We start from the raw sequence: 16,711 nt of genomic DNA, 5'->3' as shown, positions 1-16,711 counted from the left end.
CATACGCGCCTAAAACAGGCGGTGCCGAATCGGGCCGCAGCAGCCAAAAAGGCCTAAACTGCGTAAGTTTATACTAGCCCGTTTAGATAAAAAATGCAAGCAAATTTTGTGTGAACAGACCATGCATTTTGTTTGTTTTACCAGTGTTTGCCCCGGTGTCAATATCTATACCCAACAAGAATATCCCACATGTTTTCAGTATAGCGCTGATTTTTCAAATTGTTTGTCAAATTTGTTGACTGGACCGGCAGCAGCGGGGTACAATAAAGGCAGCAATTGAAGGGAGCACATCCATGAGCCAGGAAAATTACAGTCCCGCCGAGGATGAAGAATATGACCCCTATATCGTCAGTATGACCGACGAGGAGGGAAACGAGCAGTCGTTCGAGATGATCGACACGCTGGAGTATGAAGGCAGTCTCTATGCGGCCATGATCCCGGTGTACGACCCGGAGGAGATGCTGCAGAGCGACGCCCAGCTGGTCATCATGCGCGCCCTGGAAGACGAGGAGCAGGACCTGTTCGAGACCATCGAAGACGACGCCGAATTTACCGCCGTATCGCAGCTGTTCATCGATCGTCTGTCCGATATCTTCGAGATACAGGAAGAAGACCTGTGATCCACTCTCGATAAAAGCCATACCAGATCGCCCTGTGGTGTTCGATTTGTTGCAATCTTTTATAATCCTACAAGTATGTAATTTGGAGGGCCTCCTCCCGCTGCCTATTGCAGACCTCCCCCTTTTGGGGACGCAGGGAGCGTGCGGCTGCGGGGGGGTCATATCCACCCTGTCTTTAAGATGGGTTTTAACTTGATTGCAGACGGCACGATGGGGCATTTTTATGTCTATTTTTAAGGGCCCAGAAGTGGGCTCGTTTTTTAGGAGGAGCCTATGTGGTTAAACAGACAGCAGCTGCTCATCGGCGCCGACGCCTGTGAGCGGCTGCGGCACAGCCGGGTGTGTATCTGCGGGCTGGGCGGTGTGGGCAGCGCCGCTGCCGAGGCGGTGTGCCGGGCCGGGGTGGGTACCCTGATACTCGTCGACCACGACTGTGTGGACCTCACCAACCTCAACCGGCAGATCGTCGCCACCCGCGACTGTATCGGCCAAAAAAAGGTGGCCGCTATGGCCCGAAGGCTACAGCAGATAAACCCCGACTGTCAGATCATCCCGCTCGACTGTTTCGTGGCTGACGACACGCTGCCGCTGCTGGGCGCCCAGCAGCCCAGCTACATCATCGACGCCATCGACACCGTCACCTCCAAGCTGGCTCTGGCCAAGTATTGCCGGCAGCAACAGATCGGTCTCGTCTGCTGTCTGGGTACCGGCAATCGGCTCGATCCCACCGGTTTTCGCATCGGCGATATCGCCGACACTGCCGGCTGCGGCGATCCGTTGGCGCGGGTCATGCGGCGCGAGTGCCGCAAGCGCGGTATCGAAAATCTCACGGTGGTATACTCCACCGCGCCGGTGCTGTCCCCTGCCGGCGGGTTTGCCGCCGACTCACCCAGGGGCCGCCATGCGCCGGGCAGCGTCTCTTTTGTGCCGCCGGTGGCCGGCTACACGCTGGCCGCCCACGTGATCACCCAGCTGGCCGGCCTTTAAACGCCAAATATCCCCGTCAAAAAAGAGCAGCCGCCCGTATATGGGCAGCTGCTCTTTTTCACTTTCTACGCGGCTTTACGGCCGTGGCGGTACCAATTTTTCGTACAGCCTAAACCAGTCCAGACCGTAGTGGCCCAGCCCGATATCCACCGTATCGATATACTGGTATCCACACCGCTCATAGGTGTGTATGGCCGGCAGGTTCTTCTCGTATACATCCAGCCGCAGGCTCTTCATACGCCGGTCGGCCGCCAGCCGCTCAGCAAACGCCAGCAGTGCTGTGCCCACGCCCCGCCGCATATACATCGGGTGCACTACAAATACATGTACCGCCAATACCTCGTCGTCGGTCGCCTCTATCAGCCACCGGCCGTGTACCGGCGGCGTTTCGGGCAGATGGTTGAGCACCACCGAACCGGCTATCGGGCCGCCCGGCTGTAGGCGCGCCACATACAGGGCGTCTTCGGCCAGTCCGTCCAGCGCATTTTGCCGCACTGGATACACACCTTTTTTCCAACCTGGCCAGTTGGTACCAGCGGCCAAATGGTCGTTGAGCGCATCGTACATGCGCTCGATCTCATCGATATCGGCCGCGGTCGCTTTTTTGATCTCAATGCCCATCTCCCCAGTCTCCTCTCTGCTCGTCTCGCACGCAGCTGCACTGCTAAGGCCTGTCTACCGGTCCTCTCCTTCTGGCCGTTGGCGCTTGCGCCAAGCCATGTAGGCCTCTAAAATAATGGTCGCCGCCACCGCGTCCACCGTATCTTTGCGCTTTTTTCCCCGCACATCCGCCTCGTTGAGTATCTGTATCGCCGATACGGTAGTGGAGCGCTCATCGAACATCTCCACCTTGATGCTGGTGGCGTTCAGCCGCCCGGCTATTTTGCGGGCCACCTTCTGGCACTTTTCCGCCCGCTCGCCCAGGCTGCCGTCCATATTTTTAGGCAGCCCCACCACGATCCCCTCAACACCGTTTTGCAGGGCAAACTCCACCACCTGCTTTACAGTCTTATCCATACCCAGTTGGTGGATCACTCCCGCTGGGCGGGCCAGCATCTCACCCTTATCGCACAGGGCCAAACCGGTGCGGGCGTCGCCGTAATCTACTGCCAATAGTACCATGTCTCTCCCCCTCAACCATGCCCGGTCCCATTTCTCTCTGCGCGCAATGTCCTTTACTTGCGGCTGTAAAAAGTGCCGCCCTTTAAGATCGTAGACGGGTCGATGTGCCCGGTGTAGCCGTGGTATACCAGTATGCCCGGTATCGCATCGGCGGCAAATTCCATCTTGCTCACCCCGCCGTTGCGGATCCACTCCACCTGTCCCATCTCCTCTATGGGCAGGCCCAGGGCCGCGGTGATCAGGTTGCGGGTGGCGCAGCCGTGCGACACCACCGCCAGCGACCGCCCGGCATTTTTGGCCAGAATATCTGCCAGCGCCGCCCGGCAGCGGTCGAACACCTGCACCATGGTCTCCGAGCCCTCAACGGCAAAATTCCAGGGGCTCTGCTGCCAGATGCGAAAGTTTTCCGGATCATTTTTTTCCAGATCATCGATGGGCTGGCCCTCCCACACGCCGGCGCAGATCTCCCGCAGCCGGTCATCGGTCAAAATGGGGATCTGCTTTCGCCCGGCCCGGCAGGCCTCTGCCGTCAGCACTGCCCGCTTAAGCGGCGAGGTGTAGATAGCATCCAGCGAAAGATCGGCAAAGTAGTCGCTCAGGTTCTGGCACTGCAGTTCTCCCTGCGCGCTGATATCGGTGTCACAGGCTCCCTGAAATGTGCGCTGGATGTTGCCAGCTGCCTGTACGTGGCGAACAAAATAAATGGTAGTCACAGATAAAACGCCCCTTTTATACATCCGGCACCGGGCTCGGCTCCCGGGTCGGCCGCTTTTCTCGGCCGCCGCCCATAGTCGGCACCAGGTAAAGGCATGTCACCGGGCGGCACCGCGGTATTTCTAAACACCGGCGGCACCGCCGCCCGGCCGCCCGCTCTCATTTCTCTTTCTATTGTACCAGACCTCCCGGTATTTTTAAACCCGCTCGGCGCCGCTTTCTCCGCCGACAGTACAGAAAAAGGCGCCGGTATCCCCCCACACACATCGCGGGTCGTACCGGTGCCTCTATCGCCAAATTACTTATCTAAATTTTTCATCGTGGGGAACAGCAACACATCGCGAATGGCTGCCGAGTCGGTAAACAGCATGCACATGCGGTCGATACCGTAGCCGATACCGCCCGTCGGGGGCATACCGATCTCCAGCGCGTTGAGGAAGTCCTCATCGGTGTGGTTGGCCTCTTCGTCACCCTGCGAGAACTGCTCTTCCTGGGCGGCAAAGCGCTCCCGCTGGTCGATGGGGTCGTTGAGCTCCGAGTAGGCGTTGGCCATCTCCCAGCCGTTCATAAAGAACTCGAACCGCTCCACGTAGTCGGGGTCCTGGGGCTTTCTCTTGGTCAGGGGGCTGATCTCCACCGGGTGGTCCATCACAAAGGTGGGCTGTACCAGGTGCTCCTCCACAAATTCCTCAAAGAACAAGTTGAGGATGTCGCCCTTCTTGTGGCGCTCCTCATAGGCCACATGGTGCTCTTTGGCCGCTGCTCTGGCCTCTTCCAGGGTGTGTATCTCGTTAAAGTCCACCCCGGCATACTGCTTGACTGCATCCAGCATGGTGATGCGGGCAAACGGCTGGCCCAGATCCATCTCCACCCCGTTATAGGTGATCTTGGTGGTGCCCAGCACCTCTTGCGCCACATAGCGGTACATATTTTCCGTCAGGTCCATCATACCGTGATAATCGGTATAGGCCTGGTAAAGCTCCATCAGCGTAAACTCGGGGTTGTGCCGGGTGTCCAGCCCCTCGTTGCGAAATACCCGGCCGATCTCGTATACTCGGTCCATACCGCCCACGATCAGCCGCTTTAAGTACAATTCCAGCGAGATGCGCAGCTTCAGGTCCTCATCCAAGGCGTTGAAGTGGGTCTCAAAGGGGCGGGCAGCGGCGCCGCCGGCATTCGAGACCAGCATGGGGGTCTCCACCTCCATAAAGCCCTGGCTGTCTAAAAAGCGGCGGATCGCACTGATGATCTTCGAGCGCTTGATAAAGGTCGCCTTTACCTCGGGGTTCATGATCAGGTCCACATAGCGCTGGCGGTAGCGCATGTCGGTGTTGGTCAGGCCGTGGAATTTCTCGGGCAGCGGCTGCAGCGACTTCGACAACAGTTCCATCTTGTGCGCCTTTACCGAGATCTCGCCCCGCCGGGTGCGAAACACCTCGCCCTCTAAGCCGATGATGTCGCCCAGATCCCAGCGCTTGAATTCCTTAAATTCTTCCTCGCCCAACCCGCCGATATTGGCAAAGATCTGAATGCGACCCTGGGTGTCCTGCAGGTCGATGAAGTTGGCTTTGCCCATGTCGCGGCGGCCCATCAGCCGGCCGGCCATCGTCACCGTCTGGCCCTCCATCTCCTCAAAGTTTGCCCGTATCTGCTCCGAGTAGGCGCTCACTTCAAAGCGGGTCTTCACAAAGGGGTCGTTGCCGCTCTGGCGCAGCTGGTCCAGCTTTTCCAGGCGAATGCGCACCTGGTCATTTACCTCCTGCTGGGGGCTCGTGTTCTCTACTTCGCTCATAGTACCATGCCTTTCTCTTTGGTGTGCAGCGCGGGCCACGCGCTCTCCCTGCTGCTCATTCGTCCTCTCAAAAAAGTAAGCGGACCCTCAAGGCCCGCTCACGTCAACTCTACTTGCCGATCTCGAGGATCTGGTAATGCATCGTGTTGCCGTTGGGCAGCTCGACTTCGGCGGTCTCGCCGACACCGCGGCCGATCAGCGCCTTGCCCACCGGCGACTCGTCAGAGATCTTGCCGGCGAAGGGGTCAGCCTCGGTCGAGCCGACGATGCTGTACGTCTCGGTCTCATCGTCTTCCTGGCAGTGGACTTTAACGATCAGGCCCACACTCACCACATCGGTGGCGATCTCGCTCTCGTCGAGGACTTTTACATTTTTCAGCTGCTTTTCCAGCTGGGCGATCTTGGCCTCGACCATTGCCTGCTCGTTCTTGGCCTCGTCATACTCGCTGTTTTCAGACAGGTCGCCAAAGCCGCGGGCGACTTTGATCTTCTCGGCGATCTCCTGCCGTTTTACAGTTTTGAGTATATCCAGCTCGTCTTCGAGCTTTTTGAGTCCTTCTTCGGTGACAACCAGCTGTTTCTCCAATGGTCTTCCCCTTCCTTTCGCGGGCGGCAGACACTAAAAAATACAGGATGTACCGCGCCACCGCGCAGCACCTCCCAAAAAAGCATGCCACCGAGGCGCTCGCGCGCCCCAGCAGCAAATATGCCGACCCATTAACAGATAGTAATCATTATAGCCAGATAGCCCTTCAATGTCAAGGCAAAAGCGGCCAAAACACCGCCTAGATGCACCATCTATACCACTCTGTCCACGCACTGCTTTTGCACATAGCTGCAAAACTCGCTCAGCCCCATGCGCCGGCGGTCGGCCACCTGCAATTCGTCGCAAAACAGGTAGCCCTGTCCCATCTGCCCGTCCAAGTACAGGCAGTAAGCGGTATCTATGTCCATGCCCGCACAGCCCGAGGGCAGTACCGGCACGCCACCGCCACCCCCCAGTACGATGCGGCCCGCTCCGCCGGTCAGCGGTACCCCGCTGGGGTTTATCACCAGCGGCTCCCGTTGGCCGTCCATGGCACTGCCTATATCGGTCACCGCCATCACAGCGCCGGTCTGCCCGGCCACTTTTTGCGCCAGCTGCAGGTAACCGTCGGCGTCATCGGTGGCCACCGTAATGGTGTTCACTCTGGTCAGGCAGTTTTGCACCAGGCTGGTATAGCGCATATCCGGGTCCACCACCGTCAGCCGCAGTCGGCTCGACACCCGGCGCCCCAACTTTTGAAAGGTACTGCGCAGCGTGTCCTGCAGCAGTAAAAACATAAATTCCTCACTTGGCTGCTGCCGGCCTACAATAGTGTACGCCTCCGGTAAAGACTGCAGATACCGGTCTCTCTTCTTATCGCTGGGATAGCACAGGTGGTACAGCAAATATCCCTTTTCACGCACCGGGTGCAGCTGCACACCGGCAAACAGTGCCGCCAGCGGATTTTTAAGCTGTGGGCATAACTTGATGACCATAGGCACACCTCGCTGCACAAAGTGTCAAAAGCGGCGTCTGGCCGCTGTCTCTCTACACGATACCGCTACCAGCATATGTGCCATCGCGCGGGGATATGTGTATCTTGGCCCCACTCACCCAAAAGAGGGCCCAGCCCGTACGGCTGAGCCCTCTTGTATTCAGTTTGTGATCGGTCCACGCAGTGCCGCTGCTGGCCGCAGATCTATGCCGCCGGCTGCTCCTGCTCCTGCTGAACCTGCTCGGCGCTCTCCTGCCCGGCAGCGCCGCCGTTACTGCTCGACTGGGGGTCCAGCTCGGCCTTGACCACCTCGATCGCCTTTTTGATCTGTGGGTCGGTCTTAGTAGTCAGCTGGTAAGACTGCTGCTGTTGCTGCTGGGTGAGGGCCACCTCGTAATCGGGTTTCAGACCGATCTCGTCAAAGATCTCCCCGCTGGGCGGCAGCAGATAGGCCACCGTCACATCCACACCCGACCCGTCAGAGAGCTGTTTATACTCCTGCATCACGCCTTTGCCATAGGTGGCAGTACCCACCAACTTGGCCTTTTCAAAGTCGCGCAGCACCGCGGCAAACAGCTCGGCACTGGAGGCGGTATTCTCGTTGGTGAGCACTGCCATGGGTTTGGCCAGCTGCTTTTTGTCAGAGGTGTACAGCTTCTCTACCTTGCCGTCGCGGTACTGGGCCGAGGCGATGGTCCCTTTGGGCACCAGCATGTCCAGCATGTCGGCCGCCACCTCGGTCAGCCCACCGCCGTTGTCCCGCACGTCAAAAACATAGCCCTTAACGTCCTGGGCCTCCAACTGGTTGATGGCGTAATCGAACTGCGAGAGCGTATTGTTGTTAAACTCGTAAATGCGGATATAGCCCAGGTCATCGACCTTCTGGTATTCCACGGTGGGCACCGTCACGCTGCGGCGCACCACCTCGATGCTGTTCTCGGCGTTGCCGCGCATATAGCCGATCTTCACCTTGCTGCCCGGGTCGCCCTGGATCTGCTTCATGGCGGTAGCCGCCCCCAGCTCCAGCACGTCTTTACCGTCGATCGAGATGATCAGGTCATCCACCGCCAGCCCGGCCTCACCGGCCGGCGAGCTGTCGTACACCTTGGTCACCCGAATATAGCCGGAGGTATCGGCCTTGCCGGCAATGCCCACACCGGTGACCGTGCCGTTAAAGCTGTTTTGGATATCTTTCCACTCCTGCACCGAGTAGTAGCGGGCGTACTTGTCGTCCATACCGGCCACATAGCCCCTGAGCACGCTGTCCATCATCCGGCTGTCGTCGATATCGCCCACGTAGCTGGCGCGCACATAGTTGTCCACCTCGGCGATCTTCGAGTACATGGCCTCGCGCCCCTTCGTAGAAGACATCTTGTTGTCGAACAGGCCGATCGAAAATACCATGGTGACGGTAAAGGTCAGCGCCATGACCATGGCCGCCACCGATACCAGCACCCCGACAGATACCTTTTTATTCATAACCTGTCATCTCACCTTTCTGGCCCCCGCGGGGGAAATACTGGATATGCCGTTGCAGGTCGTTTTTTACACAGAACAGTATTATTTTACCACACTGTGCCCCGTCGGCATAGTCCCCGAACAAAATTTCGACAGTTTAAACAGCTTGTCGGGGGCACAAAAAACGGCCGGCTGTAACGACAGCGGCCGTTTTGCGCCCTGTTTTGCTGTAATGCTGTGTTGCCGTCGGGCCTTTGTCTTACAGGTAATTGAGCGGATTTACATCGCTGCCGTAGCTGCCGCCCTGCCGCACCTCAAAGTGCAGATGCGGGCCGGTCGAGTTGCCGGTCGAGCCCACATAGGCGATAGTCTGGCCGCGGCGCACCGTCTCGCCTTTGCCCACCGCCAAGCTGCTGCAGTGGCCGTACAGCGTGTACAGGCCGTTGCCGTGGTACACGAGCAGATAGTTGCCGTAGCCGTAGTTGCCGTAGATGGCCGATACGACCTGTCCGTCATCGGCGGCCACGATGGCTTGTCCGTAGATGCCGCCGCCCGATATATCGATACCGGTGTGCCACTCACTGCCGTAAATGGCCGAGTAGCCGTAAGGGGCGTAGATGTTCGAGCAGCTGGGTACCGGCCACTGGAACACGCCGCTGCTGGGGGTAAAGCCACCACCGCCGCTGCCGCCGCCGTTATTGGCCTCGTTTTCCTTAATGGCCGCCTCGATCTGCGCCTGGTTCACCTTTAACTCATCCCGGCGCTGGGCCAACTGGCTCTCGGTCATCGCCTTTTGCTGGTTGAGCTGATCGATGTTTGCGTCTACCACCGACTTCTGCCCCGCCAGCTGGGCATTTTTGCTGTCCAGCTCCGATTTGGACGACTCCAGATCCGCCTTAGAGGCCGCCAGCTCGTCTTTGGCCGCTACCAGATCGGCTTTCTGCTGGGTGAGCGTCTCGATGAGCTGCTTGTCGTGGTCGGCGATACGGGTCATGGTGTCGGCCTTTATGAGCATCTCGCTAAAGGTCGAAGCCCCCAGCACCGCGCTGAGCCCGTCGGCGTCCGGCGACATGTACTGCGCTTTCAGCCGCTGGCGAAACAGTTCCTCGTTCTCGGCGATCTCCGCCTCTTTTTGCTCTATGTACTGCTCTTTTTCCGCGATCTGCGCGTTGAGCGTATCGATCTTGGTGCGCAACAGGTCTACCTGCTGCTGGATGATACCCATCTGCTGCTCCAGCTGCTGCTGTTCGGCCTGCTGGCGGGCAGTCTCGTCGGTAATGCTGTCCAGGTCGCCCTGCAGGTCGTTTATCTGCTGCTGCAGGTCACTGTATTGGCTGTTGAGCTCACCGATGCTGGCGGCCTCTGCCCGGGGCGTCCCCATCACGGCAATATTGAATACCATAGCTGCAGACAACATCACCGACAGCATGCCCACAACGCGTTTTTTAAGTAGCAAAACCAGTTCCCCCTCTGTCACCAGGTATTTATGATAGGCGCCCAGCCCCATGTGCGCAAACAGCTGGGGCCACGGGCGCCGGTACTCTCTGCACGCAATTCGCAGCGTCCGAACTTATTATAGCACACCTTCTGCCAAATTTGTAACCAGATTGTAACATCTTACACGAATTTCCAACAAAAAATTCACAGCTGCGACACAAATAAGCAAGCCGGCCGCTTTCTTCGGTGCCGGCGCCCACACTGCCCACACAGCAAAAAGCAGGCCCTGCAGCTAACACAGGGCCTGCTCTTATATAGATTCGATCACAGGTACTTGTAGGGGTTTACATCGCTGCCGTAGTTGCCGCCCTCCCGCACTTCAAAGTGCAGGTGCGGCCCGGTGGAGTTGCCGGTCGAGCCGACCGCGGCGATGGTCTGGCCGCGGCGCACTGTAGCGCCTTTGCCCACATACAGGTTGCTGCAGTGGCCATACAGGCTGTACAGGCTGTTGCCGTGGTAGATCAGCAGGTAATAACCGTATCCGTAGTTGCCGTAAATGGCCGAAATGACCTCGCCGTCAGCCGCGGCCACGATGTCCGAGCCGTAGATGCCGCCGCCGGCGATATCGATACCGGTGTGCCACTCATTGCCGTAGATCGCCGAATAACCGTACGGCGCCGATATGTAGGAGAAGCCCGGCACCGGCCACTGAAAGGCGGTCACCGGCGGGTCGGGTTCCGGTTCCGGCTCTGGCTCCGGTTCAGGAGCCGGGGTAGAGGAGCTCTCTCCCCCCGACGAACCACCGTCAGAGCTGCCCCCGCCGTCCGGTGCCGGCGGCGGTGTCGGCGTGCTGCTGGAAGAGCTGCTCTGGCCGCCGCTGTTTTCGTTATTGTGCTTGTTCTCATTTTCGCGGATGGCCGCCAGGATATCGGCCTCCACCGCGTCGCGCTCCTGCCGGTACTGGACCTGCTGCTGGGCATTGAGGGCCAGCTGCCCACCCAGCTGATCGATGGTCGACGCGGCGGCGTCCGCCTCGCCGGCCAACACGGCATTCTTCTGGTCCAGCAGCGACTTCGAGGCGTCCAGGTCGCTCTTGCTGGCCGACAGCTCGTTCTGTGCGGCCTCCATGTCCTCTTTTTCCTTGGTCAAAGTGGCGATGAGCTGCCGGTCGTGTTCCGCCAGTCGCGACATCGTGTCGGCCCGCAGGAGCATTTCGCTAAAGGATGAGGCCCCCAGCACTGCGCTGAGCCCGCTGGCCTCCGGCGACATGTACTGCGCTCTCAGCCGCTGGCGAAACAGTTCCTCATTCTCCTCGATGCTCTGCTGTTTTTGCTCTATATAAGCCTCTTTTTCCTCAACCTGTCCGTTCAGCTGCTCGATCTTGTCCTGCAGCAGATCCACCTGCTCCTGCACCAGCTGTTTTTGCTCCAACAGCTGGGCGCGCTTTTGCTCCTCCTCGCCTTTGGCGGCCGAGAGCCCGTCTATCTCCTGCTGCAGCTGCTGGATCTGCTGGTCCAGCTGGCTGTATTTGTCGTTGAGCGCGCCGATACTGTCGCCGGCGGGCTCTTCTTTTTCTTGGGCGCGCGCCGGTGTCACGCTGCCGGTGAGCACGGCCAGCAGCATGGCCGCCGCTATCAGCAGCGCCAGACCTCTGTGCCGGCTGATCGATCTGTTCACAGTACACTACCTCCTCACCGGTGCAAAAAAGACGTACAGCAATTGGGGCTTTTCGTCGTTGCCATACGTCTTTTCACACTTCATATAGACTGCCAGAACAAGTTTTATACTTTCAGGTGCTTGCGCATCGAGACCACGCTGCCCAGCACGCCGGTGAGCATGCCGCCGCCCACAAAGCCACCCAGCACATAAAACCAGATGTCTTTAAAGGGGATGAAGCTGTCGGCCAGCGAGGTGATGAACGGGGAAGAAAACTGCCCCAGTCCATCCATGATGGTCGCGTAGCCAAAGTAGATCGCCACATAGGCGATGACGGCCGAGATCAGGCCGATGAGCATGCCCTCGATCACAAACGGCATGCGGATAAAGCCGTTGGTAGCGCCCACGTATTTCATGATGTTGATCTCTTTGCGGCGCGAGAACACCGTCAGCCGTATCGTGTTGGCGATGATCAGCAGCGACACCGCCACCAGTACCACCACCAGCGTCACCCCGGCAACGCTGACGATATTTTTCAGCGAGACGATGGCCTCAGCCTCCGCCCGGGGGGAATTTACCTTCTCAACGCCTTCGGTCACCGTGAACTGCGCTACCGTATCGTCCATTTTGTCCAGATCTTTCAGGGTGATGCGGTACGATGCGGGCAGCGGGTTGCCGCTGCCGCCCTCCTCGATACCGTCCAGCAAGCTGGCGTCCTCACCAAAACCGGCCCGCGCCTCTTCCAGCGCCTGCTCTTTGGATATGTAGGTGTACGAGGCGATGTTGTCATGGGTCTTGACCTTGTTCTCGATCTCCGCCTTCTGCTCGTCGGTTGCGGTGTCGTATACGAAGACCACCACTTCGTTCTGGCTCTCTACATAATCGAGCGCCTTGCCGATATTAGCTGAGAATAGAGTGGCCACGCCCACCAAAATCAGGCATGCCGAGAGCACCGCCACCGAGGCAATGCTCATGAGCTTGTTGAGCCATATGCTCTCGCAGCCCTTTTTAAAAAGATAGGAAAAACTGCTGTTCATATCACACAGACCTCCAATCCGGCCTGTCCGATAAGATGGTGCCGTTTTCTATGGTGATGATGCGGTTCTCATACCGCCTGATGAGCTCGTGCTCGTGGGTGACCATCAAGATCGTGGTGCCCACCTTGTTGATCGAATCGAGCATGTCCACGATCTCCATCGACAGCTCCGGGTCGATGTTGCCGGTGGGCTCGTCGGCAATGATCAGTGACGGCTTGTTGACCAGCGCCCGGGCCAGAGCCACCCGCTGCTGTTCGCCGCCCGAGAGCTCGGTGGGCATGTTCTTGGCCTTGTCCACCAGCCCCACCAGATCCAAAACAAACGGCACCCGCTTGCGCAGCTCCCGCGTCGGCGTGCCGGTTACCCGCAGCGCAAAGGCCACATTGTCGTACACGTTCATGTTGGGGATGAGCCGAAAGTCCTGGAATACGATGCCCATCGAGCGCCGCAAGAGCGGCACCTCTTTTTGCTTCATCGAGCTCACCTTAAAATCATTTACGGTGATCTCGCCAGAAGTGGGCGTCTCCTCGTGCATAATGAGCTTTAGAAAGGTGGATTTGCCGGCGCCCGAAGATCCCAAAACAAAGACGAATTCGCCCTGCTCGATCTTTACGCTCACATCCTTTAACCCATAGGTGCCGTTGGGGTACACCTTTGAGACATTTTTAAATTCAATCATGATTTCCTCATCTCAGATCTTAGTATTTAACAGGGTTCGAGTTGAGGTACTTTTTCACCATGAGCGCCACCTTGAAGATGATCGCGTGGTCGAACTCCCGCAGGTCCAGGCCAGTCAGCTTTTTGATCTTCTCCAGCCGGTACACCAGCGTGTTGCGGTGTACGAACAGCCCGCGCGAGGTCTCCGACACATTGAGGTTGTTTTCAAAGAAGCGCTGGATGGTAAACAGCGTCTCCTGGTCCAGCAGCTCGATCGAGCCTTTCTTGAACACCTCTTTTAAGAACATCTCACACACGGTGGTGGGCAGCTGATAGATCAGACGGGCGATACCCAGATTGTCAAAGCTGACGATCGACTTTTCGGCGTCGAATACCTTCGACACCTCCAGCGCCACCTGGGCCTCTTTAAACGAGCGGGCCAGATCTTTGATGCCGGTGACCACCGTGCCGATGCCCACGAACGAGCGGATATAGAACTCGCTGGACAGCGTGTCGACGATCGAGCGGGCCAGTTTCTCGATATCCTTGGTCTCGATGTCGGGGTGGATCTCCTTGACGATGACCGTATCGGTCTCCGAGATGTTAAAGATAAAGTCTTTCTGCTTGTCCGGGAACAAATTGACGATCACATCGTAGGCCGATACCTCGGTCTTGCCCACGGTGCGCACCAGCAGCACGATGCGGTGTGCATCGGTGCCAAAATGCAGCTCTCTGGCCTTCACGTACACGTCGCCGGGCAAAATGTTATCGAGAATGACGTTCTTGATAAAGTTGTTGCGGTCGTACTTCTCGTCGTGATACTGCTTGATGCTGGTCAAAGAGACGGTCAGCAGCCCGGCATAACGGCTGGCGATCTCGTCGGTGCCGGCCACGAAAACGGCGTAGTCGCCTTTCTCGTTGGTGCCAAAGGGCTTAAAGGTATAGGTATCTTTGACAAAGCAGTCTTTCAAGTTGGCACTGGAGAGATTGCAGCCCTCAAAGACGTCGCCGATCTTCTGCAGCTCGCTGCAGGAGATGACGTTGCCCTTGTCGTCAATCACGCCGATTGTGCGATCGAGCACATCTTTCATCTGGTGAATAATACCCTGAAATAGTCTGTTAGACATAGTACTGTACCCTCTCTTTTCCTGTATTCCAGTTGGTTCTTGTAAGAAGTGATAATATTGCTAGTCCATATTATCTATATTGTACACAGCCTTTGGTATTTTTGCAATATTATTCTGCAAAAATAATTCCGTATTTGTGCAAAAATTTTACAAGCCCCCAAGCGTACAGCCCTGTTATGCTGATTATACCGCCATATTGTGACAGATTTTTGAAAAATATATGAACAGCCATTTTCCAATTTTTGTATATCTTGCTCAACGCAGACCGCACAGCTAAGCCATTTATCCGTCAAAAAAGCCATGACCCCCACCGGGGCCACGGCCTCTTTTAACGCGCCGCTGGCGCGCCTTTATACTTTATCTAGCCCGGCTGCCCGGCGCCATATCTGGCTGCATTTTCCAGCCAAAATTATTTCTCTTCCGGTCCGTTTTCGCCGTCATCGCCGATATCTTCCCCGTCCTCCGGGTCCTCGTCGGCCCCGTCGGCGGTCACCAGATCGTCCAGCCAACTCTCGTCCTCTTCTGCGGGTGCCGGTTCCACCGCCTCCTCGCTTCCGGCAGCGCCGCCGCTGCCGGCCAGTACCGCCTCTCTCTTTTGCCGGTACTCCTCCTCACTGAGGACGCCCTGACTACGCAGGTTTTCGAGCTGTCCCAGTTGGGTCTCCACCCGGTGGCCCGACTTGGCGGCCCGGTGCACCTCGATCTCCTGGCGGGAAAAGCGGCTCCCGCGGCTGGCGCCGTAGAGCAGCAGTACTGCCAGCGCCAGCGGCAGCAGCAGATAGGCGGCGGTGGCGTACAGGATATACAGAATATCATAGCCGCCGCCCAGCCAGTTGAGCAGCCCACTGGTGATGAACACGAACAGCCCGTACACCGCCGCCAGCACCGCTGCCACGGTATTGAGCGCCGGCACCGCCCCGCGAAATACGGCCAGGTACACCGCCGCCAGCGCAAACAAAATGGGCAGTATCAGCTGTAACAATATCTGGAACGACTGCCCGTAGGCGCCGGCGATCAACATGTTGTCCACCGCCGTGTAGACCAGCGTCACCCCGATCAGCACAGCCGCCGCCGTGTCCAGTTTCAAGATCATCAGCACAAATACCGCCAGCAGCAGCACCATGGGCAGGTAGTAGTCAGGCATGCTGGTGAGCAGCGGCCCAAACCCAAATTTCGCCACCCGAACGACGAGGTCGCTAAACAGGTAGGCAGCGGTGAACACCGTCCCCAACAGGCCCAGCGCCCGGTATAGTTTCTGAAGCAGCGGCTGCTTGTCTGCGAGTTGATTGGTCATGGCAAATTCTCCTTAAGCGATGGTATTGGCCCCGCCGCGGTGCGGGTGCTATCGCCCTGTCCGCCGCCACTTTACTGGCACAGGTGGCAGGCAAGGCGCGCTGTCATGCCTGCTATTTTACCACAACGCACCGCAGCCGCGCAAACGAAAAAGCGCCGATTTTATCGGCGCCTTCACACATCGGGCAAAAACGCGCCGCCATAGCCGCCGCCACCGGCCGGTCATCTCACCGGCCATCCGGCGGGCACAAACCGCCTGGCAGTGGGCTTTGCAGCTTACTATAGCGCATCTCTTTTTTCCTTTTTTCGCCCGCTGCCGTCACCTGGCGCTCACTTAAACGGGCAGGAAAGTTTACTTTTTCTTCACAAACAGCGGGCTGCTGGCTGTGTCCTGGGCCGCCGGCGTAATGTCGCCACCCACAATGTTCCCCTTGTACACCAGCAGGTGCACGTAGGTCTCTCCCTCACCGTCCGCCGCCTTTTTTAAATACCGGTAGCGCTTGACTGATTTTCCTTTGTACTTCGCCAGGTCCATACCGCTCTTTTTCTGCAGGTCGTTATACTGGGTATAGCGCTCGTCAAAGTCGCTGGGCAGCCGCACCTGCAGCACCTCCAGCGGCTCGCTCTCCACCGCAATGCCCACCGCCTTTAAAAAGGTCGACCGCTGCTTGGCCGTCTCCCCCTTTAGCGAGAGTTTCTCGGCGCGGGTATCTATCTCCCGGGGCAGCTGGTCCTGCTTCTTCGCGGTGGCCGACTGGGCCTCCTCGGTGGGCTGGGTCGCCTGGCTCTGCTCAGCCGCTTCAGCTTTCTGCTGCGACTCGGCCTGCACCGCCGCCTGCAGCTCGCCGGTCTGCTCTACGGCGTCCCCCTGCTGTGAGGCCACCTCGGCCTGGGCCTGCTCATCCTGCAGCGCCGCTTCTTCCGCCGGCTGCTCGGCCTGCTCGCCCGCCTGCTGCCCAGGCGTCTGTACCGGCGCCTGGGCAGCGGGCGGGACCGCTTCGGTCTGCAGTGCATCCCGGTGATCCTGATAAAAGCGAAAGCCGCCGGCGCAGGCCAGCAGAGCCACCGCAAAGCACCCCACCCCCACTGCCAGTTTTTTTGCCTTGATGGTATAGCTGAACACGTAGCACCACTCCCCCACAGGCGCGCCACATCGGTCGCCCGTCTCGATTTTGTTTGACAAGAGTTGCTACATCTATATGCGCCGCCCCCTGCAAACAGACCGCCGACGATCCATCTGCAGACAGTAAAAAAGCGCCGGCCGGGCGGTAGGTCCCGCCCGCGGCGCTCT

16 protein-coding genes and 1 other RNA gene are annotated in these 16,711 nt (G+C 58.2%); 3 read left to right on the top strand and 14 right to left on the bottom strand.

Annotation, left to right across the window (positions count from 1 at the left end):
* Positions 1–293 precede the first annotated feature (293 nt).
* The 3 genes from C6Y32_RS01125 (at position 294) to C6Y32_RS01115 (ending at position 1,607) form a co-directional block, all read left to right on the top strand.
* Complete coding sequence (locus C6Y32_RS01125) at positions 294–620, top strand: DUF1292 domain-containing protein (protein ID WP_105203322.1); 327 nt, start codon at positions 294–296, stop codon at positions 618–620.
* Positions 621–646: 26 nt separating this feature from the next.
* A non-coding RNA gene (ssrS, locus tag C6Y32_RS01120) (6S RNA) lies at positions 647–841 on the top strand.
* A gap of 52 nt (positions 842–893) precedes the next feature.
* A complete protein-coding gene (locus C6Y32_RS01115) occupies positions 894–1,607 on the top strand; it encodes a tRNA threonylcarbamoyladenosine dehydratase (protein ID WP_105203321.1) in 714 nt (237 codons plus the stop codon).
* Between the two features lie 75 nt (positions 1,608–1,682).
* Here C6Y32_RS01115 and C6Y32_RS01110 read toward each other — a convergent pair whose 3' ends face one another.
* The 14 genes from C6Y32_RS01110 to C6Y32_RS01045 form a co-directional block, all read right to left on the bottom strand.
* Positions 1,683–2,228: a GNAT family N-acetyltransferase gene (locus C6Y32_RS01110; protein ID WP_105203320.1), complete on the bottom strand. Its 546-nt coding sequence runs from the start codon at positions 2,226–2,228 to the stop codon at positions 1,683–1,685.
* Positions 2,229–2,282: 54 nt separating this feature from the next.
* The gene (ruvX, locus tag C6Y32_RS01105; RefSeq protein ID WP_105203319.1) at positions 2,283–2,729 is read right to left on the bottom strand and encodes a Holliday junction resolvase RuvX; all 447 of its coding nucleotides are present in this window, start codon (positions 2,727–2,729) and stop codon (positions 2,283–2,285) included.
* Positions 2,730–2,782: 53 nt separating this feature from the next.
* Complete coding sequence (locus C6Y32_RS01100; protein ID WP_164998061.1) at positions 2,783–3,442, bottom strand: histidine phosphatase family protein; 660 nt, start codon at positions 3,440–3,442, stop codon at positions 2,783–2,785.
* A 299-nt stretch (positions 3,443–3,741) separates the two neighbouring features.
* A complete protein-coding gene (lysS, locus tag C6Y32_RS01095) occupies positions 3,742–5,235 on the bottom strand; it encodes a lysine--tRNA ligase (protein WP_105203317.1) in 1,494 nt (497 codons plus the stop codon).
* A gap of 109 nt (positions 5,236–5,344) precedes the next feature.
* Complete coding sequence (gene greA, locus C6Y32_RS01090) at positions 5,345–5,821, bottom strand: transcription elongation factor GreA (protein WP_105203316.1); 477 nt, start codon at positions 5,819–5,821, stop codon at positions 5,345–5,347.
* Between the two features lie 212 nt (positions 5,822–6,033).
* A complete protein-coding gene (locus C6Y32_RS01085) occupies positions 6,034–6,756 on the bottom strand; it encodes a hypothetical protein (protein ID WP_105203315.1) in 723 nt (240 codons plus the stop codon).
* Between the two features lie 203 nt (positions 6,757–6,959).
* Positions 6,960–8,234, bottom strand: coding sequence for a S41 family peptidase (locus C6Y32_RS01080; RefSeq protein WP_105203314.1), 1,275 nt, complete (start codon positions 8,232–8,234; stop codon positions 6,960–6,962).
* A 238-nt stretch (positions 8,235–8,472) separates the two neighbouring features.
* Positions 8,473–9,669, bottom strand: a complete 1,197-nt coding sequence (locus C6Y32_RS01075) for a murein hydrolase activator EnvC family protein (protein ID WP_164998060.1) — start codon at positions 9,667–9,669, stop codon at positions 8,473–8,475.
* A gap of 305 nt (positions 9,670–9,974) precedes the next feature.
* Positions 9,975–11,327, bottom strand: a complete 1,353-nt coding sequence (locus C6Y32_RS15705) for a murein hydrolase activator EnvC family protein (RefSeq protein ID WP_105203312.1) — start codon at positions 11,325–11,327, stop codon at positions 9,975–9,977.
* A gap of 104 nt (positions 11,328–11,431) precedes the next feature.
* A complete protein-coding gene (gene ftsX, locus C6Y32_RS01065; RefSeq protein WP_105203311.1) occupies positions 11,432–12,343 on the bottom strand; it encodes a permease-like cell division protein FtsX in 912 nt (303 codons plus the stop codon).
* Between the two features lies 1 nt (position 12,344).
* Positions 12,345–13,022, bottom strand: a complete 678-nt coding sequence (gene ftsE / locus C6Y32_RS01060; RefSeq protein WP_105203310.1) for a cell division ATP-binding protein FtsE — start codon at positions 13,020–13,022, stop codon at positions 12,345–12,347.
* A 19-nt stretch (positions 13,023–13,041) separates the two neighbouring features.
* Positions 13,042–14,127, bottom strand: coding sequence for a PucR family transcriptional regulator (locus C6Y32_RS01055; RefSeq protein WP_105203309.1), 1,086 nt, complete (start codon positions 14,125–14,127; stop codon positions 13,042–13,044).
* Positions 14,128–14,536: 409 nt separating this feature from the next.
* Positions 14,537–15,421, bottom strand: coding sequence for an ICP22 family protein (locus tag C6Y32_RS01050; protein WP_105203308.1), 885 nt, complete (start codon positions 15,419–15,421; stop codon positions 14,537–14,539).
* 351 nt (positions 15,422–15,772) lie between these two features.
* The gene (locus C6Y32_RS01045; protein WP_105203307.1) at positions 15,773–16,543 is read right to left on the bottom strand and encodes a DUF4830 domain-containing protein; all 771 of its coding nucleotides are present in this window, start codon (positions 16,541–16,543) and stop codon (positions 15,773–15,775) included.
* Positions 16,544–16,711 lie beyond the last annotated feature (168 nt).

It is taken from the genome of Neobittarella massiliensis (ex Bilen et al. 2018) (assembly GCF_900289145.1).
GTDB classification, from domain to species: Bacteria; Bacillota; Clostridia; order Oscillospirales; family Ruminococcaceae; genus Neobittarella; species Neobittarella massiliensis.
Note: the sequence above shows the minus strand (reverse complement) of the source record. Positions and strands in the feature narration are given on the sequence as shown.